We start from the raw sequence: 24,599 nt of genomic DNA on the forward strand, positions 1-24,599 counted from the left end.
CCCTCTTCTTTCGCAAGTTGAGGCCACTCAAAGCTCTTATCGCAACTGCACTTCCACCACAAATCAAGATAAAAGTTCAAAAATTCCACAGCGAGGTGTATGGTTACTACTTAAGTATAATAAAAAGTGAGTTTTCAGCTCACAATATCAAGGATGATTTATGAAGCTTTCAAGCATACTTTCACTGGTAAACCAGGTCGAAAAGTCGAAGTTCATTAATGCCATTGACCGCATATGTAGTGATGCAGTTAAGCATGATAAGAAGATTGCTGCACAACTAGACAAGTTAGACGGCCAGATAAAAAACGCATCTAGCACTGACATTACACAGCTGTTTAAAATAGTCCTCCCTTATTTCGAAAAATCTGTTCGTGAACAGTTAGCAATGCTTGGCGCACAGGCCACTCTACTTACAAATATACTCAGCCGCGATGGTAATTGCATAGCCAGAATCAATTGGGTTGAATCGCTATACGCTAAAGAATGGACTGTCATCGATACAAGAGCAAATGAACTAAAATCAGAGATTGAAACCGTTGAAGAAGGTGAAATATTTTCCGACGGAAAACGCCTTGGTATCTATCACGCATGTTTAAAAGAAGCTTACTCGAATGATGAACGAAGTAATCGTGAATCGAAGATTACGGATGATGAGCGCGGCATTCTTAACGTTTTAGCGAAAAACTTAGATGTAACAGCAGACGACCAAGCGGGTGTAGAGCACTTGATAGATCAGACACCTAAGAATGGTGTTCAAGATGCGCTAAACGAGTTACGAGAGATCGGCCTAATCTTTGTAAGCCGAAAGCTTCAAACCGTTTACGTGCCAGATGAAATTGTTAACTTGCTTCACAGACTGCAAGGCAAAGAACTAGCTGACAAACACTTTCTTCGAATACTACGCACTTTTAGCGACGCTGAGCTTTCCAATATACTCAAAAATCACAGAAAGAAAATTCGTGGTATTGAGCGCAAACAGAAAATTCAAAACGTTATGAAATTAGGCGTTGCGGTATCCCAAGTACTGCAATCCGATTTATATGCCGAAGACACACCGCTTAATGATAGAAAGGAGCGACTCAAAAGCCTAATCTCAGACTTAGACTTAGATTTAGATAAGTTAGGTACCACACTTGAAGAGCGTACCTCTATCATCCTAAATACACTAAATACCTGTACTGAGCGTGAATTTAATGCTCTAAGCGCTACAGGCTTCAAAGAACTATTCTCTGCATTGCAAAACCACTTCCCTTCCCTATCAACAGTATTGAAACACGAGTTTGAACTAGAAGAGCAAGAAGAGTTAGACGTAGAGAAACTAAGAGCGCTGAGCATCACGCCCTACGATATTCTCTACATGCTTACTAACGACGAAGTTAAAGCGGTTGTTGAAAGCATGGGCATTAAAAAACGCGGAAACCTGCGCTTAAACATTTTAAACAGCTTTGCCGATGCCACCGATAAGTTAATAGATAACTATGCAGCACTGGCAAGACGCGATTTGGCAGCGTTAAAAGCTGAGAATGTCGAAATTGCCGAAGCTGATATCGGCGTTAAGTTTGAAGAAGTAACAAAAGCCATTTTCGAACAACTGGGTATGGCAGTAGATGAAGATCTTCGTCGCTCCATAAATACCTCAAAAGACAAAGCCGACATATTAATTTCGCTCAGCGAAATTGATGTAATAGTAGGTGAAGCTAAAACCTGTAAGAACGGTGACTTCGCAAAATACTCCACTACATCACGTCAAGTAAAAGCATACGTAAACCGGTGTGAGCAAGCTGGTAAACGTGTAGCGCAAGTTTTAATAGTAGCCCCTACCTTCTCGGATGATTTTGTAGAAAGCGCAGAAATGGATACAGAAGTAAATATTTCACTGTTAGAAGCTAGCGGTTTGAAGAAAATACTTGATGCCTATGAAGCAAGGCGGAATCCAAAGTTTTCCGCGAAATTGTTTACTAAGGGTGGGTTATTGAAGGCTGATTTGATAGCGAAGAATATATGAGGGTAGCGAAAAAACAGGCATAGTAATTTTAAGTCAATAATAAACTCCCTTAAATGATCCCTTTTTTCACGATATTCGGCAAATGTAACTATGATAGAAAAACTAATAAATTTTGAAGAGAATGAACTGTCAAAAAAAATACTTCTCCCATTATTCGAAAAAATTTACAGCTGCCGAGTCGCCTTTACAGGCGGTGTATACGAGAAAGGCCGTGATATAGTCATATATCATGAAACACCTTTGGGACAGTCAGATGTTATAGGTGTGCAGGTAAAGAAAATTAGAGCAACTCCAAACTCTTCAAAAAAAAGCTTTCAACAGCTAATTACTCAACTAGACCAACTTAAGTCTGAACCAGTCATTTGCCCACAGACCGGAAACAAGATACCTGTTAAGACTAGGATTTTTATCACGCCGTTTGAGATATCAGAAAAAAGTTTTGATACTCACCCTGGAGCATTCAAGAAGATAATTGATGATGGAGTGACAATAATTGACGGAAGGGAAATAATTCGATTAATAAGAAAGCATCATCCAGAACTCGAACGAGTTGTTAGCGGAGATGAAGCCTATGTTGGAGAAAAACTAAAGCCTAATTTGAATAATAAAGCATTACTTAATGCTTTATATCTTTCAAATTCAAAAAACCTCTGCGATATATACTGTGAAGCCAGTATAAATCTAGGTTTTCGAAAAATAAAATCAAACCTATATTACTACTCAAGTAATTCTAACTCGGTAAATCTTAGCCCTAATGACATATACGATGCTGAATTATTAAATAAACTATGTTTATATACCCTTGGCTACGAATTCTATGATGAGACTGTACTTTTCGAAGCAAGGAAGTCTTTTCGTTTACTTGAAAATTTACGGTCAAAAATCAGACATAAAGCTGGTTCTATTGCATCCCAAATGTCGGCAATTAGAAAGAAATTGCAAGAAAGTAGATACAAAAGATTCTATCCCGAACAGTTAGACGATGAATTTGAGAAGTTCATAAACTCAGGATTTAGAAAAGTCACATTAGATGACAATGAATTTATAGAATTTAATAAAGAACTTAATTGCATTAAAAGCCAATATAAAAATGTATTAAAGGCTAGAAAAGATCTTAGTAATGAGCGTTCAAAACAGGATGACTTGCCAAATTCGATAGATATCTTTGTTAATTCCGAAAAACTGGCTAAAGAATTTAATTTACATATCTCAGAAATATCTAGAGTTGAATCCACATCTCACATTGACTCAGAAAATTACTTGAAATTAACTAAAAAAATTGATTCCGCATTGAGAATTATAAATTTTCACAGCAAAATCTTTTTTGAACAAGAAAATTTCGTTAAAAGAAGCCCGCCAAAAATCTCTATTGATGAAGTTTTCAACTCAAGGCAAAACGTAATTATTTTAGGTGATGCAGGCTCAGGAAAAACTACTAACCTCCAGATCTTTACCAAGAAAGCACTAGAGGCCGGTGATGATATACTTACAATTTATTTAACCTTAAGTGAACTAGCACTCCATATCAAAAAAAATAATGGAGGAGATATCATTGAAGGTATTCATTCATACCTTAATGAAATAGGAATAAACTCTTATTCTCTTGAGTCACTCAGAAATCACTTTACAAATGATAGAACATGCTTGGTTTTAGATAGTATTGATGAAGCAATTGTACAATACGATTTTATATTAGATTCATTGAGAAAATTCTCTTATTTTTATCGTAGCTGTCAAATTATTACTTCTTCTCGATTTACAGTTGAGAATTTACCATCACTAGGTTTTGTAAATGTCTCCTTACTGCCATTTTCGCCAGAACAAAAAAAGGAATTTTTTAATAAATGGTTCCATGGAAAGAACGAGCTTGTTGAACCAATTATCTCTCATTTGAAAAGTCACCCCGAGTTAGACGAAGTTATAACAAATCCTTTGTCCGCTACTATAATGGCTTCATTACAGGAGTCATCTATACCTTTACCTAGCTCTGAAGCTAATTTGTATAGAAAGAGATTTGACCTTCTTAGTGGCGTTTTCGATAAATTCAAGGGAATCAACAGGATGGTTTCCTCTCCAGATGATGTGCTCACTTGCAGCAAGCATATTGCTTTCAAAATGCATCAGATGAAAAAAAGAGAGCTACCTCGTGAGCAGATTAAAGCGATAATGGTCGATAGAGTTTCTTCTCGTCTCAAAGTTGATATTCTGTTCGATGAACTTGTAGCCCCATGCGAGATCCTTCTTGTCAACCCAAATGGAAAATATGGATTTGGTCATCTTAGATTTCAAGAATATTTAGCATCAGTACAATTAAATGAAGTAAGAAAGGCTTCTTTCGACAAAATGTTAAAATCGTCGTGGTGGCACGATGTATTCCTATTGTACTCGCAGCATGCATATGAGATTGATTGGCTAGTCGATTATGTAACTAACAATGAACTCTCAAAGAGCACGCATGAACTTATTAATCGCATGATAGGTTACAGATTAGATTCAGTTGAGAAAAATAGACTTACTCAACAGCTTGAAATTGCTTTATTAAGAGAGATCTCACCGGATGAATGAATCTCATCAATGTCATGGTGGTATTTTTGGGGGAAAGGTCATACTCATTGAGAGCACGCATAAACCAACTGATATCAAACAGCCGCTTGCGCCAGACTGCTGCTGTTTCCCTACCGTTTTAATCTGTGTTTCGTGCAAGTCCTTGCGTAACTCTGGGGATAGGTAGCGCTGTGTGAGCAAGGTGCCTTTATACAGCGTGTGCCAACGTTGAATTACGTCTTCTGTGCTAAATGCTTCCGCCTTATCCATAGCAACATGCAGCACCACATGCGTATGATTGCTCATCACCGCATAGGCGCATACATCAATAGCAAACACTTCACTTAGGGTATGAATTCGGTCTTCCACCCATTGGCGACGATGCTCAAAGTTTTTGCCGTCTTGTTCACCACATAAGAATGCGCGGCGTACACAGCGAGAAACGCAGTGATAATATGGTGTATCCAATAAACTAATTTGCGATTTTCTGGCTTTAGGCATCAGGACTTTCTAACGTTGGTTTACTCATTTAACAGTGTGAATAGCTAACCAAATTAAAGAAAGCGTACTGCGGTACAGTTTTGATACCGCGTGTTATGCCAGTCTTATTAGCTCAACTCACAAAAAATATGCTCCTTACACAAGGGGAGCCCCAACTTTAGTATTACTTACCATTAATGTTTAAAAAAGTATACGCTATGATAACATCTGGTTAACAGATATTTAGCAAGCTGCAAATACCTGCGTTAAATAAACGATTTTTCTTAAGCTTAAGTTAACGATCGAAGGTCTTGAACTGAAAAGGAGAATTTATGACAAAAAGCAACCATGCAGAACAAATAGAGACGATTACTTCCTCACAGAAACATGATCAATCCGATAGTGATGACGAACACATTGTCGAGACAGAAAACACCGGACGAAGAAAGTTTATTGGTTACATGCTCAAGGGTTCGAGTTTTGCCGTTGCGTTACATATAACCGGCGGTGCTCTACGTCCTCAGGATGCCAACGCCCAGTTGTTAGGAATACCGGAGCTTGCAGATGAACTGGATTTAACAGACCTGCTGCTCATCTCCGGTGACCCTTTCTACTACGATTATTTAATTAAGATAACGAGTGATAACCGTGTCCGTTTTGAGCTTCCACGAATGGAAGTGGGGCAAGGTATATTAACCGCTGCAATGATGATTCTTGCCGAAGAGCTGGACGTTGAAATGTCCTCCATTGATGCGACTTTATCTCCGGCAGAAATCAGACGAGCGACTGGTCAAATTACAGGAGGCTCTCACGCCATAACCTCTCTTTGGGATCCGCTGCGCAAGGTCGCGGCAGCTCTGTTACTTAAGATAAAATTATCAGCCGCAGTGCATTTCGGGCTTTCTGTGAACGAAATTAGCACAGAAAATGGCTTTGCGATTGATAACGATGGCAGCCGCATTGCTTACTCTGAGCTCACCGCAGGTGTTGAAGGACGCAACGATGCCGCTCGACTGGCACAGCCTAAAGATCCGTCACAATACAAAATTATCGGTACGCAGCAAAAGCGGGTTGACGCGCGCGATATCGTTACCGGCAAACTAGATTTCGCGATGGATCTCGACGTAGTACCAGATGCGATGCCCACTTTGGTCGCTAGGCCACCCAGCTTAGGTGGTCGCGTGATCACGTTTGACGATTCTGAGGCAATAGGCCTGCCCGGCGTCCTTGCCATCAAAGAAGTTCCGCTGGATGTTGATGCAAATTCCTCTGGCGTGGCCGTTGTTGCGCGTTCCTTTGGCGAAGCATTTCGTGCGCGTGATGCACTTAATATTTCATGGAGTGTGGGTGCTGCCGAAAATCTATCTGACGCCGAGGTCATTGAGCAGTTACGTGCGATAAACCTGCCAACCTTACCTAATATTCCTCTGGCTACCGATTCGGTTGGCGGCGAGTTCATCTTTCCTTATTTGGCACATGCCCCCATGGAAACCATGACAGCAGTTGCCGATGCAACCGGCTCAAAGGTCAGGGTATGGACTGGTGCCAAGACGCCACTTGCAGCACAAGCCAAAATTGCGCGTGACCTTGGAGTCTTACCCACTGACGTCGAGTTGAATGTAATTCAGAGCGGCGGCTCATTTGGCCGTCGCTTATTTTTTGATGCAGCAGTTGAAGGCGCTCGTATTTCACAAATTGTAAACCGACCCATCAAACTTATGTTTACTCGACAGGACGACACAAAGTTTGGCCGCGCACGACCGCTCAGCTTGCATAACGTAAAAGCGACTTACACTAGAGGTTTTTTAATTGGCAAAAAAGTGTTGTCGTTTGACCATCGCGCTGCGACCGCTGAATTGGATCTCGAACATGGCTTTGGCGACGGTATTACTGCATTGGGAGGAGAATTAGCGCCCGCTGCTTTCAGCCAGACAATCTGGCACTCAACGCAACTAGTGCAATATAAGTTTGGTGTAACTTCCTTGCTGCTAAACGAAAAAAAATTCGTTGTGCCAACCTCCTCTTGGCGCGGCATCTACTCCGGCACAGCTGCCGTCGCAAACGAGATAGTTGTTGACGAATTGGCACGCGCAATGAACAAGGATGAATACCAGTTCAGGTTACAAATGCTGGATGATGATCGCTCCAAAGCTGTTCTGCGGAAAGTTTCTCAAGAGGGCAATTGGGGAAGGAGTATGGAAAAAGGACGTGCCCAGGGCCTCGGGTTGCATAAAGAGTATAAGTCTCGAGCTGCCGTGCTTGTTGAATTACAAACGTTCAAAGATCCGGAGAAAGAAAGTAAAGTCACCAAGATTGTTGTCGCGCTGGATGTGAACCGAGTATTGAATCCCACCGGCCTTGAGGCGCAAGTTATCGGTGCGGCAACCGATGCCATTACCTACATGATTCGCACCAGTTTACACCTCGACAATGGCGCAATACGCGAGAGCAGTTACGGCGATTTTGAAATTGCTCGAATGCGCAACACGCCACCGGATATTGAAGTGCATTTTATGCCGCCTAACGGAGAAACACCGGGAGGTGCAGGCGAGTTGGTAGTGCCTGCGGCGGCAGCGGCGATAGCCAACGCATTTGCCAGGGCGACGGGTATTGCACCACGTCGTTTTCCACTTCGTGACTTCTATCCAGAGGGTTAATTCATGCCACAAATTACATTTAATGTTAACAATAACCCGGTTTCTATCGACGCTGAAAACGACGATGAGCTCCTGTATCTCTTGCGTGATCGGCTTGGTATTACTGGCCCAAAATATGGTTGCGGTGTTGGCGTGTGTGGCGCTTGCACTATCTTTAAAGACGGTGAGCTAGTCCGCCCATGCATTGTTCCGATGGAAGAAGTGGAGGGTGCATCGCTAACCACTATTGAAGGGCTTGCGGTCGATGACATTCTGCATCCGGTGCAAGAAGCATGGATAAACGAAGATGTCGCTCAGTGTGGGTTTTGTCAGGCGGGACAAATTTTAACCGCCGTCAAACTCTTGGAGTCTAATCCCAATCCCAACGAGGATGACATTGATGAAGCTATGAGCGACAATATCTGTCGCTGTGGTACCTATCATAGGATTCGAAAAGCCATTAAACATGCTGCAGCTTTGATTCAGCAGACGACATAAGAGGCTAATTTTTGGGAAAACGGGTTGGGCTGAGAAGAACACCTTAATTTGTATAAGCTCAGATCTAATCTGAGTATTTCACCTATAGGGTCGGTAGTCTTGTAGACTGCTTAAAGCGAATTGCAGGAATTTCACCTGCTTTTAATTGGAGGGCTGCTCTACGTACACAGCTGTCCAACAGCGAGCCTTGACGGGCATCAAAAGACAAACAGCAGAATTTGATAACAGTCAGCAGTCAAATTCTTGTTCCAATTAAAAAGGAGCAGTTCTCGGGCAAGCTCCCCGCATTTAAAGACACCAGCTCCACAAAATCTATTTCACTTACCTTGTCAGCGTCCCTAAACCGCTTTATTTCAAAATAATAGTCTGCATAAGTAGCTCCTTTCTTTTTCAATTCTAAAAAAGGGTACTGTCTATATTTCCACACACCAATAACCATATCAGTGCCCGTGCTTTTTGTAGCCATTTCAAGAGTGAAAGAGCCATCCTTATGAAGATATAAAGAAGTAGCTTCACTACAGTCTTTAGCCTCGTATTCGTTCACTAAATCTTGTCGGAAAAACATTCGTTTATTGTCTTTGTTTTTGGGCAATAGAAATAGAGCCATTGAATTTTTTGTATACCAATGATTTCCTTTACTCAAACCTTCAATTCGCTGTATTGTGAAACCGGCAGTAGCTGATATGTAAGAGGCTATATCAATAGCTTCAGGTTCAAGTAAAATTAATGAGTAGAGAAGAGTATTTTCGGTAACACTCGCGGGAAAGTCGAATTCATTCAATTGAACGCGATATTTTTGAGACGAATCAAAAGCGTTGCTAATTTCGTCTCTTTGAGTGCTATCTAGGTATTTTGCATAAACATGAACGGTAGTTTTGCTCGCACACCCCGATAATAAAAGCACTAAGAAAACTAAAGTATGGTTTAAGATTTTCATCCATGAACTCTGATGGTGAAGCTGATTACAAGTGTAATCCAAAGTTTATGATTAAACAATAATGCTATTTTTGCTTACAAACTCCGTTGTTCCCCAGTGTCCGCTTCACGTACACAGCAGTCGACTAAATACTAGCAAGGCATAAACTGGAACAAAAAAGCGAGCCAAATGGCTCGCCTTTCAAATAACTCAGCACTAGCAGCAACGCTGCTAGCTCAAAAACAACCTACTCCCCTACCCCTCAATATAACTCTCTATACTAGGGCAAGAACAAATCAAATTACGGTCACCAAACACATCATCAATGCGGTTAACCGACGGCCAGAATTTGTTTCTGTGTACTTCTGGTACTGGGTACGCCGCTAGGTTGCGGTCGTAGCTGCGGTTCCAGTCGCTGTCACAAATATCGGCTAGCGTATGTGGTGCATTGTGTAACGGGTTGTCGGTAGCATCCCACTCGCCACTTTCTACTTTCGCCACTTCTTGGCGAATGCTTATCATGGCGTTTACGAAGCGGTCTAGCTCGTATTTGGCTTCCGATTCAGTTGGCTCAATCATTAGCGTGCCGGCTACTGGGAAGCTCATGGTTGGCGCGTGGAAACCGTAGTCGTTTAAGCGTTTTGCTATGTCTACTTCGGTTACCCCACTGGCTTCTTTTAATGGGCGCAGGTCAATAATACATTCATGGGCTACGCGGCCGTTTCGGCCTTTGTACAATACGTTGTAGTGCCCTTCTAATGCCTTGGCTACGTAGTTGGCGTTAAGTATGGCTACTTCGGTTGCCTTACGTAGGCCAGCCGAGCCCATCATTTTAATGTACATGTAGCTTATTGGCAGAATAGACGCACTGCCCCATGGTGCCGCTGAAACCGCACCGCAGTCTTTACCTGCTGTTTCAATATTCACTACCGTGTGGTTTGGTAAGAAAGGCGCAAGGTGCGACTTAACACCAATTGGCCCCATACCTGGGCCGCCACCACCGTGTGGAATACAGAAGGTTTTGTGTAAGTTTAAGTGCGATACGTCTGAGCCAATATAACCAGGTGACGTAATGCCCACCTGCGCGTTCATGTTCGCGCCATCCATATACACTTGGCCGCCGTACTGGTGCACAATTTCACACATTTCACGAATGGTTTCTTCGTACACACCGTGGGTAGATGGGTAAGTGATCATAGCGCACGATAAGTTATCGCCCACTTCTTCGGCTTTCTTGCGAAGGTCGTCTAAATCTACGTTACCGTTGTTGTCACACTTTACTACCACTACGTTTAGGCTAACCATTTGGGCCGAAGCTGGGTTAGTGCCGTGTGCTGAACTTGGAATTAAGCATACGTTTCTGTGCCCTTCGCCGCGGCTTTCATGGTAACGCTGAATGGCCAACAAGCCTGCGTATTCACCTTGTGCGCCTGAGTTAGGTTGCATAGAAAGGTTGTCGTACCCAGTTACGTTAATTAACCACTCGGCTAGCTCGGCAATCATTTCTTGATAGCCTTCTGCTTGATTTAGTGGTGCAAATGGGTGAATTTGGCCGAACTCTGCCCAGGTTACGGGGATCATTTCCGCAGTAGCGTTTAGCTTCATGGTGCATGAACCCAATGAAATCATTGAGTGGTTCAAAGCTAAATCTTTATTCTCTAGGCTTTTAATATAACGCAGCATTTCAGTTTCTGAATGGTACTGGTTAAACACTTCGTGAGTAAGAATATCGCTGGTGCGTAGTAGGTTTTCTGGAATGGCGCTAGCAGGCTGCGTAGTTACATCGGCATCTAGTGCTTCTACGCTTAGGCCGTGGTCGCTGCCTAGAATAACGTTAAACAAGGTAGCAATGTCTTCACGGGTAGTGGTTTCATCAATTGAAACCCCTACTGCGCCTTCTAAATCGGCACGCAGGTTTAGGCCGTGTTCGTAGCCTTTGTTTAGTACAGCGTCTTTGTTATCTACCAATACAGTTAGGGTATCGAAGTAGGTGCTGTGCTTAAGGTCTACACCCTTGTTTGTTAGCCCTGTCGCTAAAATATTGGTTAAGCGGTGTATGCGCTGAGCAATGGTTTTTAAACCTTTAGGGCCGTGGTATACGGCGTAAAAGCTGGCCATGTTAGCTAGCAGTACTTGCGCGGTACAAATGTTCGAGTTGGCTTTTTCGCGGCGAATATGTTGCTCGCGAGTTTGCAATGCCATACGCAGTGCTGGGCGGCCACGGGTGTCTTTACTTACGCCAATAATACGGCCAGGCAATGAACGCTTGTAGCTGTCGCGTGTTGCGAAGAAGGCAGCATGTGGGCCACCGTAACCCATTGGCACACCAAAGCGTTGTGCGCTACCTAGGGCAACGTCTGCGCCTAGTTCACCGGGCGATTTTAATAACACCAAGCTCATTAGGTCGGCGGCTACTGCCACTATGCCTTTTTTGGCTTGTACTGCGGCAATAATGTCTGAAATATCGCTAACTTCACCGGTAGTGCTTGGGTATTGCAGTAATGCACCAAATACATCGTGATCGGCAGCTTCACTAGCTGGGCCGGTAATAATACCAAAACCAAACATTTCAGCGCGTGTGGCTACTACGTCGTGAGTTTGTGGGTGTACGTCGTCAGCAATAAAGTAACTGCTGGCTTTTTTGTTTTTTGATACACGCTTTGCCAATGTCATGGCTTCAGCGGCGGCGGTGCCTTCATCAAGTAATGAAGCAGACGCTAGCTCTAAACCGGTTAAATCAATGGTTAACTGTTGGAAGTTAAGAATAGCTTCTAAACGGCCTTGGGCAATTTCTGGCTGATACGGGGTGTAGGCGGTGTACCAACCTGGGTTTTCCAATACATTGCGCAAAATAACGTTAGGCACGTGGGTGTCGTAATAGCCCATACCAATGAAAGATCGGTTCACTACGTTTTTGCCAGCAACTGATTTTAATGCGGCTAGTGCATCTACTTCGGTTGCCCCTTCGCCTACTTTTAGCGGCTCGGGTAGCGCTATGCCAGCCGGTACGGTTTGCGCAATTAAATCGTCTAACGATGTTGCGTCAATGGCCGACAGCATTTGTTGAATTTCTTCTTCGCCTGGGCCTACGTGGCGGCGAATGAATGCGTCTTTTTGCTCTAGTTGAGCTAATGTAGGGGAAGTATTCGACATAACGTTGTTAAGCACTCGCAATGTATTGCCCCGAAAGGCAGGATAAAACACAAATAAAAACGTAAAGATAAAAAGGGGCCAATTAGAAGCCCCTTTTTAATTATTACTGGTTACTACGCTCCGGTTTAGAAGCAACGAATGAATTACTCTTCGTCAATGCTGTTTTCGTAACCGTCAGCGTCTAACAAGCCTTCAACTTCTTCGGCATCATCTGCTTTAATTTTGAATAACCAGCCATCGCCGTAAGGGTCTGAGTTTACAAGCTCTGGTGAATCTTCTAGGTCTTCATTAACGCCAACTACTTCGCCGCTAATAGGCGCGTAAACGTCTGAAGCCGCTTTTACCGATTCAGCAACAGCGATATCGTCGCCAGTACTTACGGTGTCGCCAACGTCTGGCAGTTCTACAAATACCATATCGCCAAGCAAGCCTTGAGCGTGCTCAGAAATACCTACAGTGAATACCCCGTCACCTTCTGGGCGAACCCATTCGTGGGTAGATGCGTAACGTAAATCTGTTGGAATGTTGCTCATAATCGTTCCTGTTATTCTCTGTTAACTTATAAAACACTTTTTCCGTTGCGAACAAAGGAGGGCTTAACCACTTTTACTGTAACCCACTTTTTGCGCATTTCCACCTCAACAGTTTCGCCAATATCTGAAGGTACTCGTGCTAATGCAACAGAGTGGCCTAATGTAGGTGAAAATGTGCCCGAGGTAATAATGCCTTCGCCGCTTTCGGTTTTAATTTTTTGACCGTGGCGCAACACGCCTTTATCTGTCATCACTAAGCCTACTAACTTGTCGGTACCGACTTCACGCTGTGCTTCTAGTGCGCTGCGGCCAACAAAGTTACGATCGCTTGGTTCCCACGTAATGGTCCAGCCCATGTTAGCGGCTAATGGCGATACGGTTTCATCCATATCTTGGCCGTACAAGTTCATGCCTGCTTCTAAACGAAGTGTGTCACGTGCACCTAAACCACAAGGTTTCACGCCTGCATCTAGCAAGTCTTGCCAGAAGCCTGCGGCTTGCGCGGTTGGTACCATAATTTCGTAGCCTGCTTCACCGGTGTACCCAGTGGTAGCAATAAATAAATCTTCAGCTTGTACGCCGAAAAATGGCTTCATGCCTGCAACCGCTTCTTTTTGCGCGGCGCTGAAAAGCGTTGCGGCTTTTTCTTTGGCGTTAGGGCCTTGCACGGCAATCATGGCGAATTCTGGGCGTTCGGTAATAGATACGTCGAAACCTTCAGCGTTGCTATTAAGCCAGTTCATGTCTTTTTCGCGTGTGGCTGAATTTACTACTAGGCGATAGTTAGTTTCATCGAAGTAATACACGATTAAATCGTCTACCACGCCGCCTTCTTCATTCAGCATGCCGCTGTATAGCGCTTTGCCTTTTACTTGAAGTTTAGCAACGTCGTTGGCAAGAAGGTGTTGAAGGTATGCTTTGGCTTGTGTGCCTTTTACATCAACAATGGTCATGTGCGACACGTCGAACATGCCTGCATCTTGGCGAACTGCGTGATGCTCTTCTATTTGTGAACCATAGTTAATTGGCATATCCCAGCCAAAGAAATCAACCATTTTGGCACCAGATTCTAGGTGCTTTGCATGTAGGGCGGTGGTGTTAGACATTCCACTTTCTCTTAGGTAAGGGTAGAAAACACCATCGAGTATAGTGAGTGAAATAAGGCACAACAAATTGAAAATTCTTATCAATACATTTATAAAGTTAATGTATACGATTTACTACATCAGGAATTCAAATGAAGATTTGCGCGGTAAATAAAAAAATACCCACCTAATTGTGTATCAGGTGGGTATGACGATATTGCTTATAACAGGTTTATGCTAAGCCAACTTTATTGGCTCTGTGTAACTTCGTTCATTGCTTTTTTTGCTAGTGCGATGGGTGCTTCTGGTTCAATCAATGGCGGAATTGAAAGGTCGTTAATCCACTCACTTTCCCACTCAATTAAGGCCTGCTGCTGCGCTGCATCATCAAAATCCACGCCATCTTCCCTTGCCGTACGGTAGGCTGTTAAATATTGCTTCCAGCGCGGGAAGTAGTAGGTTGCATACATGCCCTGCCAAGCTTTAGAGGCATAGTCTTTCAGCTTAGGCCCACCCCACTGGGTTATTTGCAGCCGCGCGTTTTTAACGTAATAGGCCGATTCTTCTTGTGTTTCGCCATAAGCACTGGCGTCACTTAACCATGAATGCAAACTTTCTTGATGCACGCCTAGCAAGGTGTCTAGGTTCTGCACTGCTAACTCTGCCGCTTTTAATTGTGTATTGCCTTTCTCGAACTGCTTTTGCTGGTATGCGCGTAGGGCTTCCTGAAGCATACTGTCTATATGTAGCGATACAGACTGTTTAATTAAATCGACAAGATCGTAGGTAAATAACGGCGAATCACTATATTCGTGTGCAATGGCAAGTAACTGGTTAATGCCTTTATCTAATTGTTCAAGATTTCCCGGGTGCCCTTCAAATTGAGTCATGGCAATACTCGGGCGCTTAAACAATAGGTAAGCTCCGGCAGACCCTTCCCACCAGCGACTTTGCCAATAGTTAACAGAGAATACCCCTTCAACTACATGTTCCCATGCCGCCATAAGCTCAGGTGAGCTTTGGCCATATCTAGCCTGCGTGTACGTAGACAACCACGCCTGCATGTTCGGTTCTGGGTTCCATGTCAGGTCGAACAAAAACTCGTATGCTACTGAATTATTGTGAATTCCTTCTGGGAATACCCCAAAACCAGTTAGCATGCCTGCATTTTCTGACTGGGTGACAACACGTAGCTGTTCAACATAGTCGGCAAAATCGGCGTATACGGGGTCGGAACCCCCATAATTATGTATAAAACCGAATATCCACGGCTTGCCTTTAAAGCCCTCTGTTCGTTGCCACACATGATAGCGGTCGTTGCCAATATCGTGGATCATAGCTTTGTTGTCTGGCACATCTTTTAGAAAGGCTTCTATAGAATCTAAATCCCAGAACTCTTCGTCGGCACCAAACATCCACCCTTGCATTACCCACACCGCATTGGGCGCTGCTTGCTGAATAGATGCATAAATACGTTTACCGTAAGAAGCAAGATCGGCATAGCGGGTTTCCTCCGACACAGGCGGTAACATTTCATTGAAGGCGTCTGAAAGGTAATACTGTTGTTCGCCGTATTCGGCGGTATAAATGTCGATGAAGCGCTTAGCGACTTTATTGAATAGCGGGTCGGCAGGGTCTAGCCAATAGGTTGTGTTCTCAAAGCCTGTCCAACGTGGCATTTCATATATTTTGGCCTCTGGGTGTTTATCTACGAAGGCTTTAGGCACATAACCACTGAATGCCGGCACCACGGGCTTCATATCTAATTCGCTCATTCGGGCTAAAATTCGTTTTTGCAGCGCGTGCTTTTTATCTATCCAACGTTGCGGTAACGGCCCTTCGTGGCCTTCTATGTTGCCCATGCGTTGCCACGGCGTAAAAGCAGGCCCTGAAAAATAGTCAGCCAGTTGTGCGTCGTTTATACCAAATTCTTTCCATAAGGCTTGCCATACATATTCTTGGCCTTCCATAGCAACCGGGTTATTTATCCCGTGTATCGCCATCCAATCAATCTCTTGTTCCCATCGCTGCCATGTCCACCATGGAGTGGTATAACCGTACGCGCACACGTTTAAATAGGCTCTTTGCTGGAATGGTGTTTCTATTTTTTTACCATCATATGCAGGAAAAAAATCAGGAAATTCAACACGGCTGCCTTCCCAGCTTACCGACAACGCCCCTTGACTACGCAAATACTGATATGCGCCGTACGCCAATGCGGTGTTACTATTGGCCACCACTTCGGCCTTCCCATCGGTAACATCTACTTCGTACCAGTCGCTACCGGCATCGGTTACTTTCCGTGTGGTTATATTAGGTACCTGCCCGTTAGATACTCGCTTCAGCACGTCTTGCACGCTTGATTGCTCTTCTCCTGCTACAGCTGCGGTGCTTTCCACTTGTGTTTCACAACCTAAAAGCACTGTTGCAACACTAAAGCACACTATGCGAAAAGAAGATGACCACGTTTTTTTCATTGTGTTAATTCCTGACACCAAACAAATTTTAAGTGTTATACACTGCCACCACCCATGTGATGGCGGCAGTGTCATTTATTAAAATGCGTAAACCGCACTTAGGTAATAACTCGAACCGATAATACTGGTGGTCTGCCACACTGGCTTCTCATCGGTAAAGTAGGCTTCTTCGTTATTGCCATTTATATTTAGTGCACCAAATCGCATATTAAGCGCTTCGGTAACGTTGTAGCTAAGCAAAATATCTATTTGGTTTCTGCCATCAACAACGCGCCCTTCCCTTGCAAAAAACGCATCGGTATTGTCTTGAATGTAAGGGCTTCGGTGGTTTAATGCTATGCGAGCACTGAAAGTATCATTTTCCCAATAGCCAATAATATTCCAGGTCTCTTCAGAAGAATTTGTTAACACGAAGTCTTCGCTATCTTCTGCATCAATAAAGGTATAGTTAGCAGAAAAACCAAAGCCTTTTATTGGCAGTAGCTGGTCTAGCCCTTGATTCCAGCCTAACTCGTAGCCTTTTATACTAGTGCCTGAATCGTCGTTGTAGGTACTGGTAATTTCATAAATATTGCCGCTGGTATCTACACAATCGGAAGGCGTACCACTTAGCGCCACATCGTTGTAATTGTCAGGGCAAACAAATTCAGACACAGAACCGTTCTTTATTTCTTTCCAGAACAAGGTTAACGCTACACTATCACCCTCACCGTAATACCATTCAAGGCCTACGTCGGCTTGATCGGCCGTCATCGCTTCCATGTTAGGCTGCCCAAGGTCAACCGTATACGTAGTTGTACCGAAAGAATTGCTTGCCGAGGTTTCAGAAGCGGCAATTTGCGTATTTGACGTTAGAATGGGGCGCACCAATACTTTAGCCGCCGCAAAGCGAGCTTGCACATCATCGGTTAGCTCTAACACCAAGTTTACACTGGGTAAAAAGTTGCTGTAGTCGTAGTCGTCTGCGTACTCACCCACAATCAGTCGAATTTCGCCGTTGTCTGGGTGACTGTCACCAGTAAGATAGGTGTTCACGGTTCTATCGGTGGTTTCATAACGCCCGCCTACATTACCGCGCAGAATTAAATCGCCCAAATAGGTTTCGAAATCTAGCTGCGAATATAACGCTAATACATCGCGGGTAATCCCATAAGACGATTGCGCCGCAAAGAACGTAGGCACAGTAACGCCTTCGGCAACAAGCGCATCTCGATAAGCTTGAATATCAGGTGCAACCCACCCATGTCCAATCGACATTTGGTTATCGAGAAAGTCGGTTACCATAAAGTTATAATCAGACATTAGCGGTAAATCGTCAGGGTCAGCATCGCCTATCGCGAATCTGTCTGTACGGTATATATTACGGTTAAACTCTTCTTTGCGGTATTTGGCTCCCAAAGAAAAACCAGTAAAAACTTCACCTTGTAAAGCACGTTCAGCGTCAAACTGAAGCGCTGTCTCTGACGCGTCCATATAGCGAGTGGCACCATTTGGGTATTCGTTACGTGGCATATCTGCTGGGTATAACGCAGGGTCTGTTAAGTCTTCATCTACGTTAAACACCACATTATTGCGGTCAGAAATATCCATGGTAGCAGACACGGTAGTGGCCAGAATAACAGCCTCTTCCGCGTGCACAGCGTCACCTTTGGTATAATGGGCAACGCCTGACAGCGTCCAGTTTTCTGTTTCGTAGGTAGACGCTAACGTAAACGCCTTACTGGTGGCTTGCTTGTCTTCTTCTTGACGGTTGTTTTCAAGGGTGAAATCGTCAATTCGAACGCGGTTATATACGCCATTTTCTGGTTCGCCCAATAAAGTTATATCTTCACGATCGAACAAAAATACCTGCTGATTTAAATCTTGCTGAGTGTCGTCGTCAGCATAAATCACCGTGAATACGGTTTCGAAATTATCTGTTGGACGCCATTGAATTGCGCCATTCATAAGGTAACGCTTGGTTTCCCGGTCTATCCTGCGATAACGAGGTCTTCGCGGTATGTCGTTCCCTTCATCATCACTGAACCAGCGCCCCATCCAAAAGTTATCAACGCGATCGTCAAGCTCCTGATAACCCGCATTTAAGAAAACACCTACCGTGTCATCAGCAAATTGGTCGATATAAGTAATGTTACCCTTTGGCGTGACATCGTCAGTGGGCGAAAACTCTGAATACTGCCCTTTCAAAGATGCCACCACTTTACGTTCGCTGTATGAAAGTGGCTTGGTCGTATCTATGTTGATAGTGCCAGATAAGCCGCCGGTATCCATGTCGGCACTTGGCGATTTGATAACAGAAATGCTTGACGCTAATTCAGATTGAATAATGTCGTACCGAAAACCACCCGTGAAATCGGCACTGGCCATGGTTTGCCCGTTAATAGTGGTACGCGCATATTGTGCGCCTAATCCACGCACACTAATTGTCGATCCTCGCCCATTAATATTCGAAATTTGCACACCCGGAATACGCTGAATGGCCTCGGCGATATTTTCAGTAGGAAACTTACCAATATCTTCTGAGGTGATAATGTCAGCAACTTTGGTCTCGTCTCGTTTCATTGCGGCTGCTTGTACCAGACTTGAACGATAGGTAACGTCTATACGTTCAATATCGTTGTTTTCACCTGATGGACTGTTTTGTGCCACGGCATGTATGGGCGCACCAAGGGCGCATACTATGGCAGTAGCAAGTATGGTTCTGTTTGGAAGTGACTGGTTCATTTGTGGTTCCCACATTCATTCACACTGTTGTTGTTTTCAGCTTCAGGCAACCAGCTGAATAGATTTTATTTATTATTATTTTCGGTGACTTTTTCATCACTCCATTTTGACGCTACCAACTTATGTCAACGTTGTCAAACGTGAGCAATAAGTTTTTACAGCAAAATTTCAGTGTGGGAATAGTGGTTACAGAGACCTTATTTGTCGTTCTGCGGCTTACTGGCAGAGTCGCGCAACACCACATCTAATGTAAAACCTGAAGAATCAACCGAATGTACATCTTTGCTTTGCATCATTTTGATGACCATTGCAGCAGCAGCAGCGGCTATTTCAAAGTTGGGTTGATTAACCGTAGTTAAGTGTGGCCATGTTTGTGTTGAAAAGGGGCTATTTTCAAATCCAACAATAGAGATGTCTTCTGGCACTCGAAGCTCTTTTAGCCTTGCCATAAACACTGCACCGGCGGCAATTTCATCGTTACAGGCAAAAATAGCCGTGGGTCTCGGCGACATTGAGAGCACTTGCTTTGTCATCGCCATACCAGATTCGAACGTAAACTCGCCGTCTACTATTAGGTTCTTATCAACCCTTGCGCCAACCTCTTCATGGGCATCTTTAAAGCCCTGCAGCCTACCTAAGCTAGATTCATGCGACGCATGATAGCCCAAAAACGCTAAGTGCTTATGCCCTAGCTCTAATAAGTAACTTGTCAGCTTGTGTCCTGCCTCTACGTCGTCGACATGCACAACAGGCGCAAGGTTATCAGGCGCAGATGCACCCGACAAAATACGTACTACTTTGGCATCACGGTTAAGCAAAAACGTCACCAACTCTCGGTTTTCTGACAATGGTGGGGTAAGAATAATACCCCCTATTTGGCTTGAGTTAATCATCGCGGCCAACTCTTTACCCACCTCCTCAGAACGAGAATCTGTAGGGTGAATAACTAACTCAAATCCTTGCTTACGGCACTCTGAAATAATGCCATTTTGCATTTCAATTACATAGTGGCTATTTGGGTTATCGTAAACGAAAGCCAATGAAAACGGAGATTTCCGCATAACCCTGGCAGTATGATTGGGCTGGTAATTGAGCTGTTTTATACACTCTTGAACGCGTAATTTTACTTCTTCACTTACATTTTGTTCTTGGTTTACCACCCGTGACACGGTTTTGAATGACACGCCAGCTAGTTTAGCGACATCCTTGATCGTTGGCTTTTTCATGAAGGTAATCTTACGCGTTAAAGTTAAGTGCTTATCTTTTAAAAGCATAAAGATATTAGTAGTTACAGGCAACTGTAACTATCAATATCTACTTACACGAACAATTGAATGAAAATCCAATTTATTATTGACAACGTTGACAACAAAAAGATAACGTAGATAAATTGGTTATTTATAAAGCACTTCAACATGACAAACTCAAACCCCAAACAACGTTTGCTGTCGCTGGATGTATTTAGAGGTTTAACTATTATCGCGATGATAGTAGTAAACAGTCCCAACACGTACGGTGAATTCTCACATGCACACTGGATAGGTATTCATTTTGCCGATCTTGTTTTCCCGTTTTTTATCTTAATTGTTGGCGTAGCCATTAGCCTTGGTTTTAAAAATACCAACGCCGCCTCGCCGCAACTTCCCAGCGTGTTAAAGAAAGTATGGCGCCGCGCACTCATACTTTTTGGCTTAGGACTTATTGTAAATTTGTTCTACACCCATTTTGAGCAGGTACGAATTTTAGGCGTACTACAACGCATTAGTATTGTTTATTTGGTGTGTTGTTATTTAGCTATCTATTGTCAGCCTCGCACGGTGGTAAAAGTAGGCATTGGCATATTGGTGGGTTACTGGGTATTTATCTTACTGGTACCGGCACCGGGTTTGCCAATGGGCCATTTAGAACGTGGTGAAAATATTATTAACTGGGTAGATCGCTTTGTTCCGGGCATGTTGTGGCGCGGCGAATGGGATCCTGAAGGGTTACTCAGTACGTTTCCAGCCATAGTTACCGGCATTATGGGTATGGTAATTGGTCGAATTATTATTCACGCAAAGGGCGACCTTACAGTAGCAGTGATGAACTTATTCTTGTTTGGCTTTATTTCTTTTTGTCTGGGTTGTATTTGGAGCTTAGGTTTTCCGTTTATCAAACAAGCATGGACCAGCTCTTTCGTGCTGGCCACCGGCGGAATAGGCGCCATGCTATTAGCTACCATGATGTGGTACACCGATATTAAAGGTTGTCGTAAAGGAACAACACTAGCCGTTATCTTTGGTGCAAATGCAATTACAGCCTATGTGTTACATGTGATTATTGAAAAGGGCCTCGATAGGCAATTCGGCGGCATATCAGTCCATCATGCCTACGAATCTTGGGCAGCAAGCATAGGGCTAAACAGCTTTTTTAGCGCAACCGTATGGATCATCTTGTTTGTGGGTATTTGTTTCTTGCCGGTACTCGGTTTATATCGCAAACAAATCTTTATCAAAATCTAAGGTGGCACTTGTGAAGCGAAAATTCTTTCTTGGTATTGATGGTGGCGGCACTAAGTGCAAGGCTCGACTAGAATCGTTTGATGGAGAGCTGTTAGGAGAAGGACTATCAGGCCCATGTAATCCGGCTCAATCTGCCGACACGGCACTTTCTTCAATTATTGATGTAACAAACCAGGCGCTAACGTCGGCTAACTTACCGTTACCAACAATAAGTGAGTTAGACGTGTGCTTGGGCTTAGCGGGTGTGAACATTCCTGTTTATCGTAATCTTGTTGAAAACTGGCCGCTTCCTTTTTTATCTACCCATATTACTACCGACCTCCATATTGCCTGTATGGGCGCTCATGCAGGTAAAGAAGGCGCTATTATAATTAGCGGCACCGGAAGTTCCGCATTGGCGAATGTTAATGGTGAGCTTTCCAGTATTGGGGGACATGGTTTCCCGCTAGGAGATAAAGCGGGCGGCGCTTGGTTGGGATGGCGGGCGCTAAGTTACACACTGGAAGCCCTAGATGCTTTGCAACCTAAAACACCACTTGTCGACCTTGTTTGCGAAGCCTTAAATACAAATTCGGCGCAAGAAATTGTTGGCCAAGCACTGCATTACACCTCGAATGAGTACGGTAAGTTAGCGCCCATTGTGGTTCAACTTGCTAAAGAAAAAGAGCCTGCTGCGGTATCGATAGTAGAAGAAGGCAAACACTATCTAATGAGCGTTATTTCTCGCCTTGATACGTTAGGTGCAAAGCGGATCTCAATGATAGGCGGTTTAGCATCACACTGGTGCGAGTGGTTTCCAGAAGCAACTCTACAACGTTTAAGCCCAGTAATGTGTTCGCCAGAATATGGCGCTGTGGCGGTAGTTAAACAAATCATGAAGGACTTGTAGTATGAAAGAAGTAACTAAAATGGCCACTGAGGCCAAGCAAACGCCATTGGTTATTGCCCGCCAGTTTGTGAGCAATAGAAAAGAATACGATACATTGGCGCAAAACATAAAGCTTCACGATCCAGAGTTTGTTTATATTATTGGTCGCGGAACCTCAGATCATGCTGGCGTATTTGGAAAATACCTTATTGAAACAGAAATGGGATTACCCGTTGCCTCTGCCGCGCCTTCGGTAAACAGTGTTTATGGAAAATCGCTACGCTTGAAACGTGCACTTGTTTTTGTTATTTCTCAGTCGGGCCGTAGCCCCGATATTATCGCACAAACCGAAATGGCAAAGCGTGAAGGCGCACTGTGCGTAGCACTGGTAAATGATGAAACATCACCGCTAAAAGACATTGCTGATGTATTCATTCCTTTGTGTGCTGGGCCTGAAATTGCTGTTGCCGCCACGAAAAGCTATATGGCTACCCTTTCTGCTCTGCTCAGTATTGTGGCAATTTATACCAAAAACAGCGCCTTAATTTCTGCCTTAATTGAGCTTCCTGCGTCACTTATCGCCATAATAGAAAGCCCCCCTATTTTAAGTGCTAAACAACTCGCGCCGCTAGACCGATGCGTAGTGCTTGGCCGCGCCTTTGGATACGCTATTTCTCGTGAAATTGCACTTAAAATGAAAGAAGTATGTGGTATTCAGGCTGAGGCATTTAGTAGTGCAGAATTTCTACATGGCCCTATCTCTTTGCTCAATCGTGATGTGGCCATTGTTAACGTGCATATTTCTGACGCATCTAGCGACCACCACATGGCACAAATTGCTGAAGTAGAAAAAAGAGGCGCAAGCGTCTATCCGCTACTTTACACTTCAAACGATATTCATCCTCTTATCGCCCCCTTACTTATTATGCAGCGTTTCTATTTAGATATTGAAATGGCCGCTCGAGAGCTGGGAATGAACCCCGACAGCCCTACTGGCCTTAAAAAAGTTACAGAGACAGTGTAGTCATGGCGGGATATTTTACTGAACAGCTTTTCGATGGGTACGTATTTCATACTAATACTCGCTTTGAGGTAAAGAACAGCCTCATTACGTCGCTTACCCCCAATAGTACGCCAGGAGATGCGACTACATTAGAAGGGTTAGTCATGCCGGCAATGGTGGATGTTCAAGTGAATGGTGGTGGGGGCGTGCAGTTTAATGAAGCCCCCACATTAGCCACGCTACAACAAATGGCTAATGCATACCTAAGTAAGGGGACTGGCAGTTTAATGCCCACACTCATTACCGACAATATCAACACCATGCAGCAAGGTGCCGATGCCATTGCACAAGCTCTTCAGTGGAATGCGGGCGCTATCGTGGGTGTTCATTTCGAAGGCCCACATTTAAGTATTGCCAAGAAAGGAATGCACAGTGCGCAGGTTATTCGCCCCTTGGGGGAGGATGAATTTGCTCTTTTCACACGAAAAGATGTAGGTAAAGTGATGGTTACCTTGGCGCCTGAAACGGTTTCAATTAACGATATAAAAAGACTTACCGAAGCAGGCGTTATCGTGTCTCTGGGTCACAGTAACGCTAGCGCAGATGAATGCTTAGCGGCATTTGATGCGGGCGCGACGGGTGCAACTCACCTGTATAATGCCATGTCACAGCTTACTGGCCGCGCACCGGGTTTAGTAGGTAGTGCTTTACACCGTAACAACATTTATTGCGGGCTGATAGTTGATCATCAGCATGTTCACCCAATCAGTGCCGAATTGGCAATTCGCTTAAAAGGCGACAATAGATTGATGTTGGTAACCGATGCCATGGCGCCTGCTGCTAGTGAGGCAGACCATTTCAGCTATCATGGTATGAAAATTTATAGAAAAGACAACGCGTTGAAACTCGACGATGGCACGCTGGCTGGCTCAATACTCACGTTAGAAGAAGCCATACAAAATACGCATTTCGATTTAAACGTTGCGCTGCAAAGCACACTAAAAATGGTTACCTCTACACCGGCTTCCTTTTTAGGTTTGCAGTCTAACATCGGAATATTGGCGCCTGGCGCAATAGCAAACTTCACCACACTTGATAAAAATTTAGCCGTTCAGCAATGTTGGCGAAACGGAATAAAAGAATATTAAAAAGCGCTAAACGTATACCCTTAATAAA

The 24,599-nt window shown here is 44.0% G+C and carries 15 protein-coding genes and 1 pseudogene; 8 read left to right on the plus strand and 8 right to left on the minus strand.

The features are described from left to right. Positions 1–160 precede the first annotated feature (160 nt). Positions 161–2,005, plus strand: a complete 1,845-nt coding sequence (locus FLAVO9R_RS15080; RefSeq protein WP_159532618.1) for a hypothetical protein — start codon at positions 161–163, stop codon at positions 2,003–2,005. Between the two features lie 90 nt (positions 2,006–2,095). Next, positions 2,096–4,570: an NACHT domain-containing protein gene (locus FLAVO9R_RS15085; protein WP_159532620.1), complete on the plus strand. Its 2,475-nt coding sequence runs from the start codon at positions 2,096–2,098 to the stop codon at positions 4,568–4,570. A gap of 40 nt (positions 4,571–4,610) precedes the next feature. Here the strand turns inward: FLAVO9R_RS15085 and FLAVO9R_RS15090 are convergent. Continuing rightward, a pseudogene (locus tag FLAVO9R_RS15090) lies at positions 4,611–5,050 on the minus strand (transposase); the annotation flags it as partial. A gap of 311 nt (positions 5,051–5,361) precedes the next feature. On the opposite strand from FLAVO9R_RS15090, the gene FLAVO9R_RS15095 reads away from it, so the two are divergent. Both FLAVO9R_RS15095 and FLAVO9R_RS15100 read left to right on the plus strand, forming a co-directional pair. Next, positions 5,362–7,686 carry a molybdopterin cofactor-binding domain-containing protein gene (locus FLAVO9R_RS15095; RefSeq protein WP_159532622.1) on the plus strand — a complete coding sequence of 775 codons (2,325 nt, stop codon included), beginning with the start codon at positions 5,362–5,364 and terminating at the stop codon, positions 7,684–7,686. Positions 7,687–7,689: 3 nt separating this feature from the next. Beyond that, entirely contained in the window at positions 7,690–8,163 is a 474-nt protein-coding gene (locus FLAVO9R_RS15100) for a (2Fe-2S)-binding protein (protein WP_159532624.1), read from the plus strand. A gap of 235 nt (positions 8,164–8,398) precedes the next feature. Here the strand turns inward: FLAVO9R_RS15100 and FLAVO9R_RS15105 are convergent, their stop codons facing one another. The 7 genes from FLAVO9R_RS15105 to FLAVO9R_RS15135 all read right to left on the minus strand — a co-directional run bounded on the left by FLAVO9R_RS15105 (position 8,399) and on the right by FLAVO9R_RS15135 (position 20,277). After that, positions 8,399–9,100 carry a hypothetical protein gene (locus FLAVO9R_RS15105; RefSeq protein WP_159532626.1) on the minus strand — a complete coding sequence of 234 codons (702 nt, stop codon included), beginning with the start codon at positions 9,098–9,100 and terminating at the stop codon, positions 8,399–8,401. 234 nt (positions 9,101–9,334) lie between these two features. Then, complete coding sequence (gene gcvP / locus FLAVO9R_RS15110; RefSeq protein WP_159532628.1) at positions 9,335–12,232, minus strand: aminomethyl-transferring glycine dehydrogenase; 2,898 nt, start codon at positions 12,230–12,232, stop codon at positions 9,335–9,337. 143 nt (positions 12,233–12,375) lie between these two features. Next, complete coding sequence (gene gcvH / locus FLAVO9R_RS15115) at positions 12,376–12,765, minus strand: glycine cleavage system protein GcvH (protein WP_129739833.1); 390 nt, start codon at positions 12,763–12,765, stop codon at positions 12,376–12,378. Between the two features lie 26 nt (positions 12,766–12,791). Then, on the minus strand, positions 12,792–13,871 hold the full coding sequence (gene gcvT, locus FLAVO9R_RS15120; protein WP_159532630.1) for a glycine cleavage system aminomethyltransferase GcvT: 1,080 nt from the start codon (positions 13,869–13,871) through the stop codon (positions 12,792–12,794). Positions 13,872–14,098: 227 nt separating this feature from the next. Further along, the gene (locus FLAVO9R_RS15125; protein WP_159532632.1) at positions 14,099–16,327 is read right to left on the minus strand and encodes an alpha-N-acetylglucosaminidase; all 2,229 of its coding nucleotides are present in this window, start codon (positions 16,325–16,327) and stop codon (positions 14,099–14,101) included. A gap of 78 nt (positions 16,328–16,405) precedes the next feature. Continuing rightward, entirely contained in the window at positions 16,406–19,051 is a 2,646-nt protein-coding gene (locus FLAVO9R_RS15130) for a TonB-dependent receptor (protein WP_201299275.1), read from the minus strand. Between the two features lie 197 nt (positions 19,052–19,248). After that, positions 19,249–20,277 (minus strand): LacI family DNA-binding transcriptional regulator, encoded by a 1,029-nt coding sequence (locus FLAVO9R_RS15135; protein WP_159532636.1) that lies wholly within the window; start codon positions 20,275–20,277, stop codon positions 19,249–19,251. A 189-nt stretch (positions 20,278–20,466) separates the two neighbouring features. Between FLAVO9R_RS15135 and FLAVO9R_RS15140 the strand changes: the two genes are divergently transcribed. From FLAVO9R_RS15140 to nagA, 4 genes are read left to right on the plus strand one after another with little or no spacing between them, the layout of a single operon-like run. Then, a complete protein-coding gene (locus FLAVO9R_RS15140) occupies positions 20,467–21,552 on the plus strand; it encodes an acyltransferase family protein (protein WP_159532638.1) in 1,086 nt (361 codons plus the stop codon). 10 nt (positions 21,553–21,562) lie between these two features. Further along, entirely contained in the window at positions 21,563–22,441 is an 879-nt protein-coding gene (locus tag FLAVO9R_RS15145) for a BadF/BadG/BcrA/BcrD ATPase family protein (protein WP_159532640.1), read from the plus strand. Position 22,442: 1 nt separating this feature from the next. Further along, positions 22,443–23,444, plus strand: coding sequence for a glucosamine-6-phosphate deaminase NagB-II (gene nagB-II / locus FLAVO9R_RS15150; protein WP_159532642.1), 1,002 nt, complete (start codon positions 22,443–22,445; stop codon positions 23,442–23,444). A gap of 2 nt (positions 23,445–23,446) precedes the next feature. Then, the gene (nagA, locus tag FLAVO9R_RS15155; protein WP_159532644.1) at positions 23,447–24,571 is read left to right on the plus strand and encodes an N-acetylglucosamine-6-phosphate deacetylase; all 1,125 of its coding nucleotides are present in this window, start codon (positions 23,447–23,449) and stop codon (positions 24,569–24,571) included. Positions 24,572–24,599: the final 28 nt, after the last annotated feature.

This window comes from Alteromonas sp. 38, assembly GCF_902506055.1.
GTDB lineage: Bacteria > Pseudomonadota > Gammaproteobacteria > Enterobacterales > Alteromonadaceae > Alteromonas > Alteromonas lipotrueae.

Excerpts from the sequence above, each read along its gene's own strand:
- FLAVO9R_RS15100 (WP_159532624.1), top strand. The coding sequence starts at position 7,690 with ATGCCACAAATTACATTTAATGTTAACAATAACCCGGTTTCTATCGAC.
- gcvP (WP_159532628.1), bottom strand. The coding sequence starts at position 12,232 with ATGTCGAATACTTCCCCTACATTAGCTCAACTAGAGCAAAAAGACGCA.
- FLAVO9R_RS15080 (WP_159532618.1), top strand. The coding sequence starts at position 161 with ATGAAGCTTTCAAGCATACTTTCACTGGTAAACCAGGTCGAAAAGTCG.
- gcvH (WP_129739833.1), bottom strand. The coding sequence starts at position 12,765 with ATGAGCAACATTCCAACAGATTTACGTTACGCATCTACCCACGAATGG.
- gcvT (WP_159532630.1), bottom strand. The coding sequence starts at position 13,871 with ATGTCTAACACCACCGCCCTACATGCAAAGCACCTAGAATCTGGTGCC.
- FLAVO9R_RS15130 (WP_201299275.1), bottom strand. The coding sequence starts at position 19,051 with ATGAACCAGTCACTTCCAAACAGAACCATACTTGCTACTGCCATAGTA.
- nagB-II (WP_159532642.1), top strand. The coding sequence starts at position 22,443 with ATGAAAGAAGTAACTAAAATGGCCACTGAGGCCAAGCAAACGCCATTG.
- FLAVO9R_RS15105 (WP_159532626.1), bottom strand. The coding sequence starts at position 9,100 with ATGAAAATCTTAAACCATACTTTAGTTTTCTTAGTGCTTTTATTATCG.
- FLAVO9R_RS15085 (WP_159532620.1), top strand. The coding sequence starts at position 2,096 with ATGATAGAAAAACTAATAAATTTTGAAGAGAATGAACTGTCAAAAAAA.
- FLAVO9R_RS15135 (WP_159532636.1), bottom strand. The coding sequence starts at position 20,277 with ATGAAAAAGCCAACGATCAAGGATGTCGCTAAACTAGCTGGCGTGTCA.
- FLAVO9R_RS15095 (WP_159532622.1), top strand. The coding sequence starts at position 5,362 with ATGACAAAAAGCAACCATGCAGAACAAATAGAGACGATTACTTCCTCA.
- FLAVO9R_RS15140 (WP_159532638.1), top strand. The coding sequence starts at position 20,467 with ATGACAAACTCAAACCCCAAACAACGTTTGCTGTCGCTGGATGTATTT.
- nagA (WP_159532644.1), top strand. The coding sequence starts at position 23,447 with ATGGCGGGATATTTTACTGAACAGCTTTTCGATGGGTACGTATTTCAT.
- FLAVO9R_RS15125 (WP_159532632.1), bottom strand. The coding sequence starts at position 16,327 with ATGAAAAAAACGTGGTCATCTTCTTTTCGCATAGTGTGCTTTAGTGTT.